Below are 16,470 nucleotides of genomic sequence, written 5' to 3'. Positions count from 1 at the left end.
GACCACTCCCGCCCGGACGATGTCCACCCGAACAGCGCCCACCGGAACGGCGCCGGCCCCGACCATGCGCAGCACCGCGCTGATCGTCGGAGCCGGTTTCGGCGGCATCGCCATGGCGATCGAACTGCGGCGCCACGGCATCGACGACGTCGTCGTGTTGGAGCGGGCGGCCGACGTCGGCGGGGTGTGGCGGGAGAACAGCTACCCGGGCGCGGGCTGCGACGTGCCCTCGCCGCTCTACTCGTTCTCGTTCGCCGGCGTCACCCGGTGGCCGCGCCGCTACGCCCGCCAGCCCGACATCCTGGCCTACTTGCAGCGGGTGGCCCGCGAGTACGGCGTGACCGACCGGATCCGCTTCGGCAGGGAGGTCGCCTCGGCCGAGTTCGACGAGACGAACGCGCGCTGGCTGGTGCGCACCACCGGCGGCGAGGAGTACGAGACCACCGCGTTCATCCCGGCCGTCGGCCAACTGTCCCGGCCGTCCTACCCGGACATCCCCGGCAGGGAGACGTTCCGGGGAACGGCGTTCCATTCCGCCGAGTGGGACCACGACTGCGACCTGACCGGCAAGCGCGTCGCCGTGATCGGCACCGGCGCGAGTGCGATCCAGTTCGTGCCGGAGATCCGGCCGCAGGTGGGACGGCTGACCGTGTTCCAGCGTTCCGCGCAGTACATCCTGCCCAAACGCGATCACGCCTACGACCGCTGGTACCACTTGCCGCTGCGGGCCGTCCCCGCGCTGCAGAAGCTCGACCGGCTCGGGTTCTGGCTCTACGCCGAGTTCGCGCAGGAGTGCCTGTCACGGTGGCGCATCTTCACCCCGCTGTTCGCCGCGCAGGCGGCCAGACATCTGCGGGAGACGGTCGCCGACCCGCGGCTGCGCGAGCAGCTCACACCGGATTACGCGCTCGGCTGCAAACGGATCCTGTTCAGCAACGACTACCTGCCCGCGCTCACGGACTCGACCGTGGACCTCGTGACCGACGAGGTCGCCGAGATCGTGCCCGAGGGCGTGCGCACGGCCGACGGCACGCTCCACGAGGCCGACGTCCTCATCTACGGCACCGGGTTCGCCGCACAGGACCTGCTCGCCCCGATGAAGATCCACGGGCTCGGCCACCGCCCCCTCACCGACGTCTGGAGCGACGGCGCCCGCGCGCACCTCGGTATCACGGTGCCCGGCTTTCCCAACATGTTTCTCATGTACGGCCCGAACACGAACCTCGGCGGCGGCTCGATCGTCCACATGCTGGAGAGCCAGGCGCGCTACATCCGCGACGCCGTGAGCAGGCTCCGCGCGCGCCCCGGCCGCTACCTCGACGTGAAGCCGGAGGCCGAGCGCGCCTGGGACGCCATGGTGCAGGGCAGGCTCGCGCGGTCGGTGTGGACCCGCTGCCGGAGCTGGTACCGGGCCGCGGGAGGCCGTGTCGTGTCGAACTGGCCCGGACGTACCCGGGAGTACCGCAGGCGGACCCGCCGGGTGAAGCTCGCCGACTTCCGCATCGGCTCGGCCACGGCCGAGTGACCCCGCGGCGGACCGACACCGCCACGCCCCACCGACCATGCCCCAGGGGGCTGTCCCTGCGACCGGGGGAACGCCCTTGTCGCAGTGCCAACAGGTGCGGCACCGTGGATGCGGGTCTCGACGAGGAGATGGTGCCGCCATGGCCGTCACGCCAGTCAACGCCGCCCGCGGCGCGACCAGCGCCGCGATCGACCGAGTCAGCACGCTCCTCCGGGAACGCATGCCGCCGCTCACCGCGTGGCCGCTGCCCGGGCGCGTCGACGACCGCCTGCTGCAGCAGCGGTGGCCGGCACGGGAGCTCGCCGAGCCACCCGAGGGCAGCGGACTCGCACCCGTGCTCGGCGACGCGGGACCGCCGCTCGTGGGCAACGCGCTCACACAGATGCGGTTCGGCGTCCGGTTCGGACTCCACCGGTTCGAACGCTACGGGCCCGTGTCGTGGACCGGCGCGTTCGGCAGGCGGATCGTCACCCTCACAGGCGCCGACGCGACACAGGCCGCGCTCGTCAACCGCGACAAGGCGTTCTCCCAGGAGGGTTGGCGCTTCTTCATCGACAAGTTCTTCCACCGTGGACTCATGCTGCTCGACTTCGACGAGCACCGCATGCACCGGCGGATCATGCAGGAGGCCTTCACCCGCGACCGGCTCGCAGGCTACGTCGCGAGCATGGGGCCTGCCCTCCGCGAGGGGGTCCGCGCGTGGCCGTCGTCGCCGCGGCTGTACTGGGCGCTCAAGCAGCTCACCCTGGACGTCGCGACCCGCGTCTTCATGGACATGCGCAGCGACGACGAGGCCCGCGAGACCAACCGCGCCTTCGTGGCGTGCGTGCGTGCGGGCACGGCGCTGGTGCGCTACCCGGTCCCGGGCGGCCGATGGCGCGCCGGCCTCGAAGGCAGGAAGCGGCTCGAGCGCTACTTCGCCGACAACCTTCCCGCCAAGCGCGTGAGCGACGGTGACGACCTGTTCTCCGCACTCTGCCACGCCACGACACCGGACGGCGAACGGTTCACCGACACCGACGTCGTCAACCACATGGTGTTCCTCATGATGGCGGCGCACGACACGACGACGATCACCTCGACGGCCGCGGCGTGCTACCTCGCGAAGCACCCCGAGTGGCAGGAGCGCGTCCGCGCCGAGTCGCTCGCTCTCGGCGACGACCCACCGGACATGGCGGCCCTCGACTCGCTGACGTCGCTGGAGCTCGTCGTCAAGGAGGCGCTGCGGCTCGTGGCGCCGGTCCCGAGCCTGTCCCGTGCCACCGTCAAGGACACCGAGGTGCTCGGGCACTACATCCCGGAGGGCACACTGGTCGGCGTCGCACCCGCGGTGAACCACTTCGACCCGACGTGCTGGACCGATCCGCACCGGTTCGACCCCGAGCGGTTCGCCGCCGACCGCCGCGAGGACAAGTCGCACCGGTTCGCGTGGATGCCCTTCGGCGGCGGCGCGCACAAGTGCATCGGACTGCACTTCGGCATGTACGAGACGAAGGCGCTGCTGCACGAACTCGTCCGCGCCTACCGGATCACGGTGCCGAGCGACTACGAGGCCCGATGGGACTACGTCTCGCTGCCCGTACCGGTCGACGGCCTCCCCGTGCACCTCCAGCCGGTCTAACTACACAGCGTGACGCCTACTCCCCGTAGAACCACCCGTACAGTCGGTGGACAGAGCGTGGTTGGCATGATGATGTTGCATATCCGACGGCCGACTCGACCGCCGACGCACACTCTGCGGTGCTCCGTATTCCGGAAGCTCCACTGGGTGGCTGACGGGCGAGCCGGCCTTCGACTTGTCGAAGCCGTGCCCCAGCTCAGTCGGGGCAGCTGAACCGCACGGCTGTGCCATCCGTCGAGAGAGGTGCACGGTGCCCGAGCCTGGTGACGCACCAGGGTTGTCCCACATCGCCCGCCGATGGGCCGCCGAGATCGCCGACGCGGCCGGGTCCGACGTGCCCACGGCCGAGCTCGAGCGCGCCGTCGCGTCGGCGGTCCGGGAGGCCGCCGATGCCGCGACGGCCCACTGCCACACCCGGCACGACTCCGCGGTGGAGCGGTTCGCCGCCCTCTACGCCGCCTCACCGTGCGGTGTCGTGCTCGCCGATCCCGACGGCGCCGTCCTCGACGCGAACCCGGCCATGCTCGACCTGCTCGACACGACACTCGACGAGCTCGTCGGCCTGACGTTGACCGGCCTCGGCACCGGCGAGCGTGACGTGGCCGCCCTGCGCACCGCACTGTCCGACCTCGCCGAGGACGGCCGTCCCCGCCAGCGCGAGCAGGTGAACCTCGGGCCTGCCGAGGAGAGCTCCGCGCTGACGAACGTGACCGTCACGGCACTGCCGAGCGGCGAGGGCGAGCGGCTGCACCCGGTGTTGCTCGCCGAGAACATCAACGAACTGCAGTTGCTGCGCGAGGCGCTGCGCAAGCAGAACACCCACGATCAGCTGACCGGCCTGCCCAACGCACGCAGCTTCCACACGACACTCGAGACGTGGCTCGGCTCGCCGGACTCCGACCGCATCGCGATCGTCTTCCTGGACGTCGACGGCTTCAAGGTCGTCAACGACGGACTCGGCCCCGGCGCCGCGGACGAGGTGCTGCGCTACGCCGCGCGCAAGCTGGAGGACGTCTTCCGCGGACCGGACACCGTCGTCGCCCGGCTCTCCGGCGACGGCTTCGGCGTGCTCCAGCGCGGTGGCGTCACCGCCACCGCGGTGATCGAGCTGGTCGAATCCGCCATGGCCGAGCTGGCCGAACCGGTCTACATCGGCGACCGGGGCGTGGCGGTGAGCATCAGCGCGGGCATCGTCGTCCAGGACGCGGGCACCGGCACGACCGAGGACGTCCAGCGAGCCGCGGAGATCACGCTGCACCGCGCCAAGGAGGCCGGGCGTGCGCAGTGGATGCTGTTCGAGCCCGAGCTCGATTCGGGCGACCGCAAGCGCTACGGCATCGGGGCCGGTATCGGCGGCGGGATCGAGAACGGCGAGTTCGAGGTCGAGTACCAGCCCACGGTCAAACTGGACGGCAGCGACGAGATCGCCGTGGTGAACGCCGTCCTGCGCTGGAACCACCCCGAGCACGGCACGTTGACCGGTGCCGATTTCTTCCCGCTCGCCGACACCACCGGCATGACCCCGAGGCTCGGGACCCTGCTGCTGACCGAGTCGATGTCGGACGCGGCGGCGTGGTACCGCGACTTCCCCACCGCACCCGACCTGTGCGTGCGGCTGCCGACCCGACTGGCCGTCGACCCGAACCTGGTGCGGATCATCCGCGACGAGTTCGAGCGGACCGGGCTGCCGCACCACAAGCTGCGGATCTGCACCGACAGCCTCGCGCTCTTCGACCCGCGTGGCGAAGTGGTGGACACGCTGTCCGTCCTGTCCGATCTCGACGTGAAGATCACGCTCGCCGTGTCCGGCGCCTCGGACCTCGAACTGGTGCACACGCACAGGCTGCCCGTGGGGTTCGCGATCCTGTCCGGTCCGCTGGTGGACGGCCTCGCCACCGAGGGCACCACGGAGGCCGACAACGCGCGGGCGCACCTGTACGCGCTGCTCGAACGCGCCCGGGAGCTCGGCATCAAACGGGTGGGCGCGGACGGCGTCCGCGATGCCGCACACGCCCAGCGGCTCCGGGACGTCGGTATCTTCGCGGGCCGCGGCGACCATTACGGCGGCAGCGCCTCGGGCCCCGAGATCGCGGCCGTACTCGACCAGCGATACTCCCCTGCATGAACAACGGCGAGTACGCCCCGGACTTCACCCTGCCCGACCAGAGCGATACCCCGCGGTCCCTGACCGGGTTTCTCGAGAGCGGCCCGGTCGTGCTGTTCTTCTACCCCGCCGCGATGACCCCCGGGTGCACCGCCGAGGCGTGCCACTTCCGTGACCACGCGGCCGAGTTCGCCGAGCTCGGAGCGCACCGGGTCGGCATCAGCCCGGACCCGGTGGACAAGCAGCAGACGTTCGCCACCACGCACGACATGGGTTTTCCACTGTTGTCGGACGCCGACGGCGCGGTCGCCCGGCAGTTCGGGGTACGGCGCGCGTTCGGACCGCTCGCCACCAAACGGCACACGTTCGTGATCGGCACCGACCGCCGAGTACTCGGGGTCGTCAAGAGTGAGCTGCGCATGGCGGTGCACGCCGAGCGGGCACTGGACGCCCTGCGCAACGCCGGCTGAGCGAGGTCCGTCCCCGCCGCGAACCGGACGGCGGCGCTGCCCGTGGTCCCCGGTGGCCCGCCGCGTTCGGCGAGCCACCGGGTCGGGTCACTGCACGATGGCGTTCTCCGGCACGGGGGTGTCGTTGCGCAGCGCATCGAGCAACGCGGTCGAGCGCGCTTCGTCCCACTGTTCGGCCGACGCGGACGCCGTCGGCATCGTCGTGCTGACCACACCGCCGCTGGAGATGCCGCGCATGGCCCAGGCCAGTGCGACGAGGTGGTGCAGGTGGTCGTCGTCGTCCATCGTGAGTGCGTCGGGCGCCTCGCCCAGCAACGGCACCACGGCGAACGGGTTCAGCAGTGTGGCCGGACTGGACATCTGGCTCACCATCTCGCCGATGAAGCGGCGCTGGTTGACCACCCGGTCCAGGTCGGAGCGGGGCGTCGCCGCGCTGTAGCGCATCCGGACGAAGCCGAGCGCCTGTGCACCGTCGAGCTCCTGCTCACCCGCCGGGATGGTGATTCCCGTCTTCGGGTCGTGCATCTTCTGCTCGATGTTCATGTCGACGCCGCCCATCGCGTCGACCATGCCGGCGAACCCGCCGAACCCGATCTCGGCGTAGTGGTCGATGCGCAGGTCGGTGGCCTGTTCGACGGTCCTCGCCAGCAGCGGCGCTCCGCCGATCGAGAACGCCGCGTTGATCTTGCCACTGCCGTGTCCGGGGATCTCGACGACCGAGTCGCGCGGCAGGCTCAGCAACGTCGGCTTGGTGTCGTTGTCCGGCAGGTGCGCGATCATCATCGTGTCGGTGCGGTTGCCACCCGCGTCACCGGTGGACAGCGCATCCTTCTGGTCCTGGTCGAGACCTTCCCGCGAGTCCGAGCCGACGATCAGCCAGTTGGTGCCCTCACCGGCGGCGGGCCTGCCCTCGTAGTCCTGGATGGCGTCGATGCGGTTGATCGAGAACTCCAGGTACAGCCACACCCCGGCCAGCAACAGGACGATCACCATCGCCAGCGATCCGGCGACCTTGCCGAACGACCACCGGCGCTTCCGGCGGCCCTGCGGGCGCTGCGGCTCGGCAGGCCGCTCCGCCGGCGGTTCCTCGGGTGGCGGGGCGATCCGCGTGTCCTGCTGCGGCGGCACGCGCCGGGCCTGGTCGCTGCCCGGCAACGGCATCATCTGGGCCCGCTGATGGTCCCGCGGCCCACGCGGCCCCGGACGCCCGTCCCGGGGCCCGCCACCGGGCCGCGCCGGTCCGCCCGGCGCCCCCGGACCGCCGGGCCCTCCGGGTGGACCGGCAGGGCCGCGCGGCGGTCGCCGGTGTCCGTGCGGCGGCCGGCCTTCCGGCCATCCCCCGCCGTACTGCCCGCCCTGCGTCATGGCCGTCTCCCGGTCCGCCTCGGTACCGCTCGGTCTCGGTACTGCTCGTCTGGCACGTCTCGTCCGTCGCGTCTCGCCTGCCACATCTCGTGCGGCACGTCCGTCACACCGACGGCGCTCGGGCCCACTAAACCGCACACCCACCGCCGGAGACGCACGTGTCCCCGATTCGGTTGCCCGTTCCGCCCGCTCGCTGCCGCCCACGGGCGGTTCGACCGCAGGTCACAGTACGTCACACCGTGATCGACAAGCATGTGGGAGCAGTCTCACACCGCTGCGTGTCGAGATCGGCCACGCGTGGCCCGACCGGCAGGTCCAGCCCACGCGCCGTCGTGTCGAGCACGAGCCGCCGCCACACACCCGGCCTGCGCAGCATGGCGTGCCGCTCACCGGTGAGCCCGACCCACGCGGCGTGCGCGGCCACGGCCGCGGCACGCTCGGCGTAGGCGTGCGACGCCTCCGGGGCCGTGCGCTCGTCGTCCGTCCCGTGCGCAACGAGGACACGGCGGCCCCGCACCGGCTCGACCGGGTCGTCGTCGGGTGTCCAGGGCGCGAGCGCGCACACGGCTCGTACAGCGGCGTCGTCGGCCACGCGGAGCGCGACCCTGCCGCCCATCGAATGGCCGGTCAACGTGACCGGGACGCCGGGCCGCTCCCGCCGGATGCGGTCCAGCGCCCGGCGCGCATCCACCACGGGATCCTGGGCCGTCCCGTTCCACCCCCGGACGCGGTTCCGCAGCAGGTACACGTCGACACCGCAGCGGCCGTAGACCGCCGCCAGCGCACGCGCGAACGGCACCATCCGGAGGTAGGCGCCGCGCCACGGCCGGACGGGGTCGGTGCCGTGTTCGGCCCCTCCGTGCAGGACGAGCGCCACACCCCGGGCAGGGCCGTGGCCGCGCCGCACGGTCAGCGCCGGAGACTCCGCGGACGTCACGCCGCGGTCCACGCCGTCCGCGCCGGTCACGCCACGGCCGCTTCGTCGCCCGCGGGTTCGCCGCCCGCCGGTTCGTCGTCGGGGTCGGAGGCGTCGCGGAACTGGGTGCGGTACAGCTGGGCGTACCGGCCCTCCGCGGCCAGCAGCTCGTCGTGGGTGCCCTGCTCGACGACGCGTCCCTCCGCGACGACGCAGATGCGGTCGGCCGCGCGGATCGTCGAGAGGCGGTGCGCGATCACCAGCGACGTGCGTCCGGCGAGGGCTTCGGCCAGTGCCTCCGACACCGCCACCTCGGATTCGGAGTCCAGGTGCGCGGTCGCCTCGTCGAGCACGACCACGTGCGGCTGGGCCAGCAGCAGCCGCGCGATCGTCAGCCGCTGCCGTTCACCGCCGGAGAGTCGGTAGCCGCGTTCCCCGACGACGGTGTCGAGTCCGTCGGGCAGCGACCGCACCAGGTCGGTCAGCCGTGCGCGGTCGAGGGCGTGCCAGATGTCCGCGTCGGCGACGCCCGGGCTCACGTACGCCAAATTGGCACGGATCGTGTCGTGGAACAGGTGCCCGTCCTGCGTGACGACACCGACGGTCGACTTGAGCTCGTCGAAACCGAGGTCACGCACGTCGACGTCCGACAATCGGACCGCGCCGGCGTCGACGTCGTAGAGCCGCGGTACGAGACTCGCGATCGTCGACTTGCCCGCGCCGGAGGGGCCGACCAGCGCCACCATCTCCCCCGCCTCGGCGCGGAAGCTCACGCCGTGCAGCACCTCCTCGCCGCCCCGGTGGTCCAGCGCGGCGACGTCCTCGAGCGAGGCCAGCGAGTACGAGTCCGGCGACGGATAGGCGAACCGCACCGCGTCGAACTCGACCGACACCGGTCCGGCGGGCAACTCCCGCGGCCGCTCGCTCTCGGTGATCATCGGATCCAGGTCGAGGACCTCGAAGATGCGCTCGAACGACACGAGCGCGGTCATCACGTCCACCCGCACGTTCGCCAACGCGGTCAGCGGCGTGTACAGCCGGGTGAGCAGCAGCGCGAGGGACACGACCGTACCCGCGGCCAGCTGCCCGTCGAGCGCGAGCCAGCCGCCCAGGCCGTACACGAGGGCGAGCGCGAGTGCCGAGACGAGCGTCAGGGTCGTCATGAACCAGCGGGTGAGCATCGCGGTCCGCACGCCGAGGTCCCGCACGCGCCCCGCGCGCTCGGCGAACTCGCCGGCCTCCTCGCGGGGTCTGCCGAAGAGTTTGACCAGGGTCGCACCGGGTGCGGAGAACCGTTCGGTCATCTGGGTCGTCATCGAGGCGTTCTGTTCCGCCGACTCGCGCTGCAAGTCCGCCATCCGCCGGGCGATCCGGCGGGCGGGGATCACGAAGATGGGCAGCAACACGAGGGCCAGCAGGGTCACCTGCCAGGAGAGCGTGACCATCACGGCGACCGACAGCACCAGCTGGATCACGTTCGTCACCAGTCCGGACAGGGTCGCGGTGAACGTGCGCTGGGCGCCGATGACGTCGTTGTTGAGCCTGCTGACCAGTGCCCCGGTGCGGGTGCGCGTGAAGAACGCGATCGGCATGCGCTGAACGTGTTCGAACACGGCACGGCGCAGGTCGAAGATCAGCCCTTCACCGATGTGGGCGGACTGCCACCGTTCCGCGAGCCCGACGGCGGCGTCGGCGACGGCGAGGCCCGCGATGGCGAGTGCCAGCCAGACGACCGCACTCGTCGTGCCGCCACCGACGATCTGGTCGACCACCCGGCCGGCCAGCAGCGGCGTCGAGACGGCGACGACCGCGGCGACGACCGTCAGTGCGAGGAAGACGGCCAGTCGCCGCCAGTGCGGCCGGGCGAAGGCCGCGACCCGCCGCACCGTGCCCGCTCGCAGGCCTTTCGGGGCGTCCGCCGCGCGCATCGCGCCGCTCATCAGTGACCAGCTGCCGTCCATCACCGCGTCTCCGTCCACCCTTCCGATCCGCACCAACCCTCGACATTGGTCGAGCTATGGTCGGCATATGTCCTGCACAACACTGCCGGGAACATGATCCTTCCCGATCGGCGACACGGATTCCCGACTGCCTCCCCTGCGCTGTGACCTCGTCGCCTAACCTGACACGTCATGGGCAGGCGCCTCGCCGGAGACTGGATACGCTTGAGCTGGGACGAGGGGCCGTCCGGTCGGCCACTGCGGCTCGACCTCGTGCTCTACGCACTGTGCAGCGGATACGCGCTGGCCTTGGCCCTGACCGACAAGCACTACGGGTTCCGGGTGTGGGCCGGCTTCGCCGTCGCGGCCTACGGCCTTGCCCTCGCCCACACGCTGTGGTTGCGCCTCTCCCCCCGCGCGACCGGCCGCTGGGCGTCCCGGTGGACCGGCGTCGGCATCATCGGGGCCCTGGGCATGCTCGCCCCGCTGGGCACGCTCCTCGCCCAACGACTCACCGGCGGCGACTGGAGTCCCGATCCCGGGCGCTGGTCGGCCCAGCCCGAGGTGTGGGTGATCGAACGGTCGGCCGAGCTGCTGACCGCGACGGGCACGCCCTACGTCGACGTCACCGCACTCGGCAGGCCGCCCGTGGTCGACGACTACACGCCCTACGGCCCCGTGATGCCGCTGTTCGGCCTACCCCGGGCATGGTTCGGCGGCAGCCCAGCGGGCGACCTGCTCACCGACGCCCGGCTGCTGTTCGCGCTCACCGCCGTGGCGTGCGCCTGGGGCGCGTGGCGACTGCTCGGCCGTCCGCGTATTCCCGTCCGCGCGGCGCAGCTCGCCGCGGTGTTCCCCCTGACGGCGCTGACGTGGGCCACGGCGGGTCCGGACCTGGCGATCGCGGGCCTGCTGATCCTCGGGACGACCCTCGCCGCCGTGGACCGTCCACTGTGGGCCGCGCTCGTACTGGCACTGGTCACCAGCGCGAAGCTGATCGTGTTGCCCGCCGCGGTCGTCGGGGGCACGCTCGTGTGCGCACGCCTCGGCGCGGGCGCGCTGGCCCGGTTCTGCGGCGTGTTCGCGGGCACCTGCGCCGCGGTGCACCTCCCGGCCCTGCTCATCGACGCACAGGCCATGGCCGAGCACGTACTGTGGTTCCCGACCGGACTCGGCGCTGTCTCGTCACCGGCGGCCAGCCCGCTGCCGGGGCATCTCATCGCGGCCACGGGCACCGCGGGCAAGGTGATCGCGTTCGTGCTGCTCGGCCTCGCAGCACTGGCGATCACGTGCTGGCTGGTGGTCCGCCCGCCGGTCGACGGCGCGGACGCCATGCTCCGCATCGCCGTCGGGCTCGGCGCATTCACGCTGCTCACCCCGGCGACGCGCTTCGGCTACCTCCTGTATCCTGCCGTCCTGCTCGGCGCGATGCTGTGCCTCCGCGACGCCGACCGACTCCGCGAAGCCGACCGACTCCCCGAGCATCGCCGTCCCCACCGGCCCGGCCTCGCCGATCGTGCCGACCTGGGCGGGCGTCCGGCCGCCACCTCCGCACGGGACGACCGTGGCGACGGCGACGAGGCGCGGAGGCCTGCTGCGCCGACCTCGTGAGGCCGCTGTGCGGCCGCGGTGGGTCCGCTACTTCTTCTTGGCGCGCGTGGCACCGCCACGACCCCGAAGCTGCACGCCCGATTCGGACAGCACGCGGTGCACGAAGCCGTAGGACCGGCCGGTCGATTCGGCCAGCGACCGGATGCTCGCACCCTTCTCGTACTTCTTCTTCAGGTCGGCGGCGAGCTTGTCACGCGTGTTTCCGGTGATACGCGCGCCCTTCTTGAGGTCAACCACGTCGATCCACCTTCCGCCTCTTCGTGTTCTGGGCCACATTCGACCCCCGTGGTCGCAATGATCGAACACGTGCGGCCGGAATGCCAGACGAGAACGCCAAAACGCGGTAGAAGCGCGGAAATGTTGCGCCGATCCGGTATTTGTGCACGTCAACTAATGATCGGCCGAAATTCTTGGCCGACCGTCAACGAGGGAGCGCTGACCACGAAAACGGACCGGAAACGGCTCCGGGAAGACGGTCGTCAGGCGAGTTGGACCAGTTCCAGATAATCGGCCGACCAATGATCTTCCGTGCCGTCCGGCAGGAGGATCACCCGTTCCGGTTCCAGTGCTTCGACCGCCCCCGGATCGTGGGTGACGAGCACGACGGCCCCGGTGTAGCTGCGCAGCGCGTCGAGGACCTGTTCGCGGCTCGCCGGGTCGAGGTTGTTGGTCGGCTCGTCGAGCAGCAGCACGTTCGCCGCGCTGGACACGAGCCCGGCCAGCGCGAGCCGCGTCTTCTCCCCGCCGGACAGCGTGCCCGCGGGCTGATCGAGCTGCTCACCGGAGAACAGGAACGACCCGAGCAGGGTGCGCAACTCCTGCGCCCCCGTGTCGGGGGCGAGGTGGCGGATGTTCTCCCACACCGACGCGTCGTGGTCCAGCGTCTCGTGCTCCTGCGCGTAGTAGCCGAGCCGCAGCCCGTGGCCGGGGACCATGGAGCCGGTGTCGGGCTTCTCCATGCCGCCGAGCAGGCGCAGCAGCGTCGTCTTGCCCGCGCCGTTGAGGCCCAGTACGACGACCTTCGAGCCGCGGTCGATCGCCAGGTCGACGCCGGTGAAGATCTCGAGCGAACCGTACGACTTGGACAGCCCCTCGGCGGTGAGCGGGGTCTTGCCACAGGGGGCAGGTGCCGGGAACTTGATCTTCGCGACCTTGTCGGCCTGCCGTTCCTCGTCGAGGTTCGACAGCATCTCGTCGGCGCGTCGCGCCATGTTCTTCGCGGCCACGGCCTTGGTCGCCTTCGCGCCGAGCTTGGCGGCCTGCTGCTGCAGCGCGCTCGCCTTCTTCTCGGCGTTGGCGCGTTCGCGACGGCGGCGCTTCTCGTCGGTCGCGCGCGCCTCCTGGTAGCGCTTCCAGTTCATGTTGTAGGCGTCGAGCTCGCCGCGGGTGGCGTCGAGGAACCACACCTTGTTGACGACCTCGTCGAGCAGGTCGACGTCGTGGCTGATGACGACCAGTCCGCCCTCGTGGGCCTTGAGGAAGCCGCGCAGCCAGCTGATCGAGTCGGCGTCGAGGTGGTTGGTCGGCTCGTCGAGCAGCAGCATCGTGCCGGACTTGCCGCCGGCGCCGGATTCGGAGGCGGCGAACAGGATCCGCGCGAGCTCCACGCGCCTGCGCTGTCCACCGGAGAGGGTCTGCAGCGGCTGGTCGAGGATCCGTTCCTCGAGGCCCAGGTTGGCGCAGATGCGGGCGGCCTCGCTCTCGGCCGCGTAGCCGCCGAGCGAGGAGAACCGTTCCTCGAGCCTGCCGTACTTGCGCACGGCCTTGTCCCGCTCGCCGTCGTCGACGAGCTCGGCCATCGCCGTCTGCGCCTTCTCCATGTCGCGGAGGATCTTGTCGAGCCCGCGGGCCGACAGCACGCGGTTCTTCGCCAGCACCGACAGATCGCCCTCACGCGGGTCCTGCGGCAGGTAGCCGACCTCGCCGCCGACCGTGACCTCGCCCGCGTACGGCTCCCCTTCGCCCGCGAGCACCTTGAGCGTGGTGGTCTTGCCCGCACCGTTGCGGCCGACCAGGCCGATGCGGTCGCCGGGCTGGATCCGCAGGGTCGTGTCGTCGAGCAGGATGCGCGAGCCCGCGCGCAGTTGCAGGCCGGTAGCCGTGATCACAGGAAACTCCGTGGCGTCGGTTCGGAAGGTGGAGACGTCCGTGCAGGCCGCTGCGCGTGCGGCGCACACACGGGGCGCAGGCGCACGGGCACGGCGTGAGGGCTACTCCAGCAGAACGACCACGGATCCGAGTGTACGGGGCGCCCGCAACGGGGTTTCGGCCCCGGTGACCGCCGTCACCGGACGACGACCTCGACGGCTCGCGCCCGCCGCGCCGCCTCGTCCAGCACGGCGCGGCGCGGCTCGGCCACGTCGAGCACGCGGGACGAGGCAATGGCGAAAACCGGCCGTAGGCGCGGGTCGTCGCGCAGCTCGTCCAGGGCCGCCCGGTCACCGCCGAGCACCACACCGTCCAGTTCGGACGCCGCAGCGCCGAGGACGTCGGCCGCGTCGTCGGCCGCCGCGCGCAGTGCCTGCCGGGCCTGGCCGTCCCTGCGCCGGGCGAAGCGTTGCTGCGACCAGCCACCCGCGGCGCTGCGCCCGTGCACCAGGTGCCGGTCGGTCCGCGAGGCGACGACGTCCGCCCCCTCGGCGATCCCGACGCTGTGCGCACCGAGCCGCACGAGTAGCAGGCCGATCCGCCTGCGAACGCCCGCGTGGTCGACGAGCGCGCCCAGGGCGAGGCCCTCACGGTCGCCGTGACCGGTCTCCAGCGGCGGGAACGGCACGTCGACGGCGGCCGTCGTGCCGTCACCGGCGGTCACGACCACCCGCGTCGACGTCACCCGCGTCGACGCGGCCCCACCGTTGCGCGCGGCGAACCGGTCGAACCAGCCGGCGAGCCGTTCCGGCTCCACCTCGACCGCCTTCCCACCACCGCTGACCTGCCGCACCCGTGCCATGGACGTCACCGTATGCGGGCGCCCGGCGTCGCACACGGAGGCGTCGAACACCACGTGTTCACCCCCGGCGAGCGTTCCACTCGTCGACGAGCAGGGAGTAGAGCACCGAGTCCCGCCAGGCTCCGTTGGTGAAGACGTGATCACGCAATACACCTTCGCGGGTGAAGCCGGTGCGCTGGACGACGGCGCGACTCGCCGCGTTGTCGGGCCCGACGGCAGCGGACACCCGGTGTCGCTGCAGTGGGCCGAAGGCCAGCCCCAACACGGTGCGAACGGTGTCGGTCGCATACCCCCGGCCGTGGTGGTCGGCCGCGACGGCGTAGCCCAGTTTCGCGGCCCGAACGCCGGTGAGGCCCAGTCGGACGAAGCCGACGACCTCGTCCGAGGTGCTCTCCCCCTTCGCGGTGACCGCGAGGTGGTACTCCGACCGCGGTTCGGCCCGGGCACGCTCCATGATCTCGTCCAGCATGGACCCGGCCTCGTCTCGGGTGCGCGCGTCGAAGGCGAGGTGGGACGTCACGCGTTCGTCGCCGACGATCCGGTACACGCCGTCGAGATCGTCGCGCGTGAACTCACGGAGTCCGACACGCGTGCCGACGAGATCGATTCGCTGGTTCGCCACCGGACGGACGGTACGGGGTTCACGGGACATCGTGCGACGGGAATTCGGGGGTCACGGTTTCCTGTTTCGCAAGATTCGTCGACCTACGGCGGGGCACTGCGTCCGTGTTGCGGGTGCCGCGAGCGAGGGATCGCGGGATCTTCGCGCCGGGTTCTCCGTCTCCACGGCAGGGTCGCGACAGCGAGCCGTGGCGTGGTGCGGTTACCGGGGTTCTTCGCCTCGCCGGCTGGGCAGGTCTCCGGGATGGGCACCGCGCTCGCGCCCTCCCGTCGACCGGTGTGTGGGTATCACGCCGCATTCAGGGCGCAAGGTCGGTCGCGTGTGTTCCTGTAGGGCTCTGGGTTGCGCCCTGCCTGCGGCGTGATGGTGGCCGTGGCAGGTCGACGGGAAGGCACTCGCCACAAGGTGCACACCATTGAGCGATAGTGATTCGAATATGTGTTCGTTAGTATGGTGGCGTGACTGGTTCTGGGGATATCGCTGCTGCGGCCGCGTCGGTGCGGGCACGGCGCGCGCAGGTCGATGCCGAGGAGATGGTGCTGCTCGCCTCACTCGGCGCCGGTGAGCGTGCATGGCGGGAGATCGCCGACGAACTGGCCCCCGAACTGCGGGTCTCGCCCGTGGAGGTCGAGCGGCGGATCCGCAACGCCGTCGACCTGACCCGGCGCATGCCCGACGTCCTGGCAGCCATGCAACGCGGGCAGGTCGAGCTCTACGGAGCCCGCCGCGTCCTGGCCGCCACCGAACCCCTGTCCGACCAGCACGCCCGCCAGGTCGACGCACTACTGACCGACAAACTCGCCACCGCGCCGGCCACCTCGTGGCAACCCCGCAACCTCGCCCGGCACGCCGCCCGCCTCGTCGAACACGTCGACCCCGGCGGACAAACCGCCCGGGCCCGCATCGCCCGCCGCGGCCGTCGGCTCGAGTTGGACCACGGGCCGAACGTCCAATCCCGCCTCACCGCCGACCTACCAGCGGAAGTCGCCTCCGCCTGCTACGCACGGGTGGACGCCATGGCCCGAGCGCTACGCCGCAACGGCGAAACCCGCACCCTCGACCAACTCCGCGCCGACATCACCGCCGACCTGCTCCTCGGCAACACCCCCGGCATGCAGATACCCGAAGCCGCGGCCACCGTGTATCTGCACCTGCCCATCGACACCGCGTTGTCCATCTCCGAACACGGCTGCCAGCTCGACGGCTACGGCCCCATCCCCGCCGCCATCGCCCGCGAGATCATGACCAACACCCACAGCACCTGGCGCACCGTCCTCTGCGACCCCGCCACCGGCCAACCCACAGACCTCGGCCGCACCCGACGCCGCCCCAACACAGCCATCCGC

13 protein-coding genes are annotated in these 16,470 nt (G+C 71.4%); 6 read left to right on the top strand and 7 right to left on the bottom strand.

The genetic code is table 11. The features are described 5' to 3' along the window. Positions 1–64 precede the first annotated feature (64 nt). From LY13_RS00065 to LY13_RS00050, 4 genes are all read left to right on the top strand, one after another. Entirely contained in the window at positions 65–1,525 is a 1,461-nt protein-coding gene (locus LY13_RS00065) for a flavin-containing monooxygenase (protein ID WP_253826367.1), read from the top strand. A gap of 220 nt (positions 1,526–1,745) precedes the next feature. Further along, a complete protein-coding gene (locus LY13_RS00060) occupies positions 1,746–3,146 on the top strand; it encodes a cytochrome P450 (RefSeq protein WP_253826366.1) in 1,401 nt (466 codons plus the stop codon). A gap of 250 nt (positions 3,147–3,396) precedes the next feature. Continuing rightward, on the top strand, positions 3,397–5,271 hold the full coding sequence (locus LY13_RS00055) for a diguanylate cyclase domain-containing protein (protein WP_253826029.1): 1,875 nt from the start codon (positions 3,397–3,399) through the stop codon (positions 5,269–5,271). Beyond that, positions 5,268–5,720 (top strand): peroxiredoxin, encoded by a 453-nt coding sequence (locus LY13_RS00050; protein WP_253826028.1) that lies wholly within the window; start codon positions 5,268–5,270, stop codon positions 5,718–5,720. Before LY13_RS00055 ends, LY13_RS00050 begins: the two co-directional genes overlap by 4 nt. An 87-nt stretch (positions 5,721–5,807) precedes the next feature. Here the strand turns inward: LY13_RS00050 and LY13_RS00045 are convergent, their stop codons facing one another. The 3 genes from LY13_RS00045 to LY13_RS00035 form a co-directional block, all read right to left on the bottom strand. Beyond that, complete coding sequence (locus LY13_RS00045; RefSeq protein WP_253826027.1) at positions 5,808–6,884, bottom strand: LCP family protein; 1,077 nt, start codon at positions 6,882–6,884, stop codon at positions 5,808–5,810. 433 nt (positions 6,885–7,317) lie between these two features. Beyond that, entirely contained in the window at positions 7,318–8,052 is a 735-nt protein-coding gene (locus tag LY13_RS00040) for an alpha/beta hydrolase (RefSeq protein ID WP_372493703.1), read from the bottom strand. Further along, the gene (locus LY13_RS00035) at positions 8,049–9,962 is read right to left on the bottom strand and encodes an ABC transporter ATP-binding protein (RefSeq protein WP_253826364.1); all 1,914 of its coding nucleotides are present in this window, start codon (positions 9,960–9,962) and stop codon (positions 8,049–8,051) included. Before LY13_RS00035 ends, LY13_RS00040 begins: the two co-directional genes overlap by 4 nt. Before the next feature lie 204 nt (positions 9,963–10,166). On the opposite strand from LY13_RS00035, the gene LY13_RS00030 reads away from it, so the two are divergent. Beyond that, on the top strand, positions 10,167–11,552 hold the full coding sequence (locus LY13_RS00030; RefSeq protein WP_253826026.1) for a glycosyltransferase family 87 protein: 1,386 nt from the start codon (positions 10,167–10,169) through the stop codon (positions 11,550–11,552). 27 nt (positions 11,553–11,579) lie between these two features. On the opposite strand, the gene LY13_RS00025 is transcribed toward LY13_RS00030, so the two are convergent. From LY13_RS00025 to LY13_RS00010, 4 genes are all read right to left on the bottom strand, one after another. Then, entirely contained in the window at positions 11,580–11,789 is a 210-nt protein-coding gene (locus LY13_RS00025; RefSeq protein ID WP_183651500.1) for a helix-turn-helix domain-containing protein, read from the bottom strand. A 242-nt stretch (positions 11,790–12,031) separates the two neighbouring features. Beyond that, positions 12,032–13,660 carry an ABC-F family ATP-binding cassette domain-containing protein gene (locus LY13_RS00020; RefSeq protein ID WP_253826025.1) on the bottom strand — a complete coding sequence of 543 codons (1,629 nt, stop codon included), beginning with the start codon at positions 13,658–13,660 and terminating at the stop codon, positions 12,032–12,034. A gap of 176 nt (positions 13,661–13,836) precedes the next feature. Next, entirely contained in the window at positions 13,837–14,502 is a 666-nt protein-coding gene (locus tag LY13_RS00015) for an acVLRF1 family peptidyl-tRNA hydrolase (RefSeq protein WP_253826024.1), read from the bottom strand. Positions 14,503–14,560: 58 nt separating this feature from the next. Next, positions 14,561–15,124 carry a GNAT family N-acetyltransferase gene (locus LY13_RS00010; protein WP_253826023.1) on the bottom strand — a complete coding sequence of 188 codons (564 nt, stop codon included), beginning with the start codon at positions 15,122–15,124 and terminating at the stop codon, positions 14,561–14,563. A 458-nt stretch (positions 15,125–15,582) separates the two neighbouring features. Here LY13_RS00010 and LY13_RS00005 point away from each other — a divergent pair. Further along, a partial coding sequence (locus LY13_RS00005) for a DUF222 domain-containing protein (protein ID WP_253826022.1) occupies positions 15,583–16,470 on the top strand: 888 nt, incomplete at its 3' end.

The organism is Prauserella aidingensis, assembly GCF_024171865.1.
GTDB classification, from domain to species: Bacteria; Actinomycetota; Actinomycetes; order Mycobacteriales; family Pseudonocardiaceae; genus Prauserella; species Prauserella aidingensis.
This window is presented reverse-complemented; position numbering and strand designations above follow the sequence as displayed.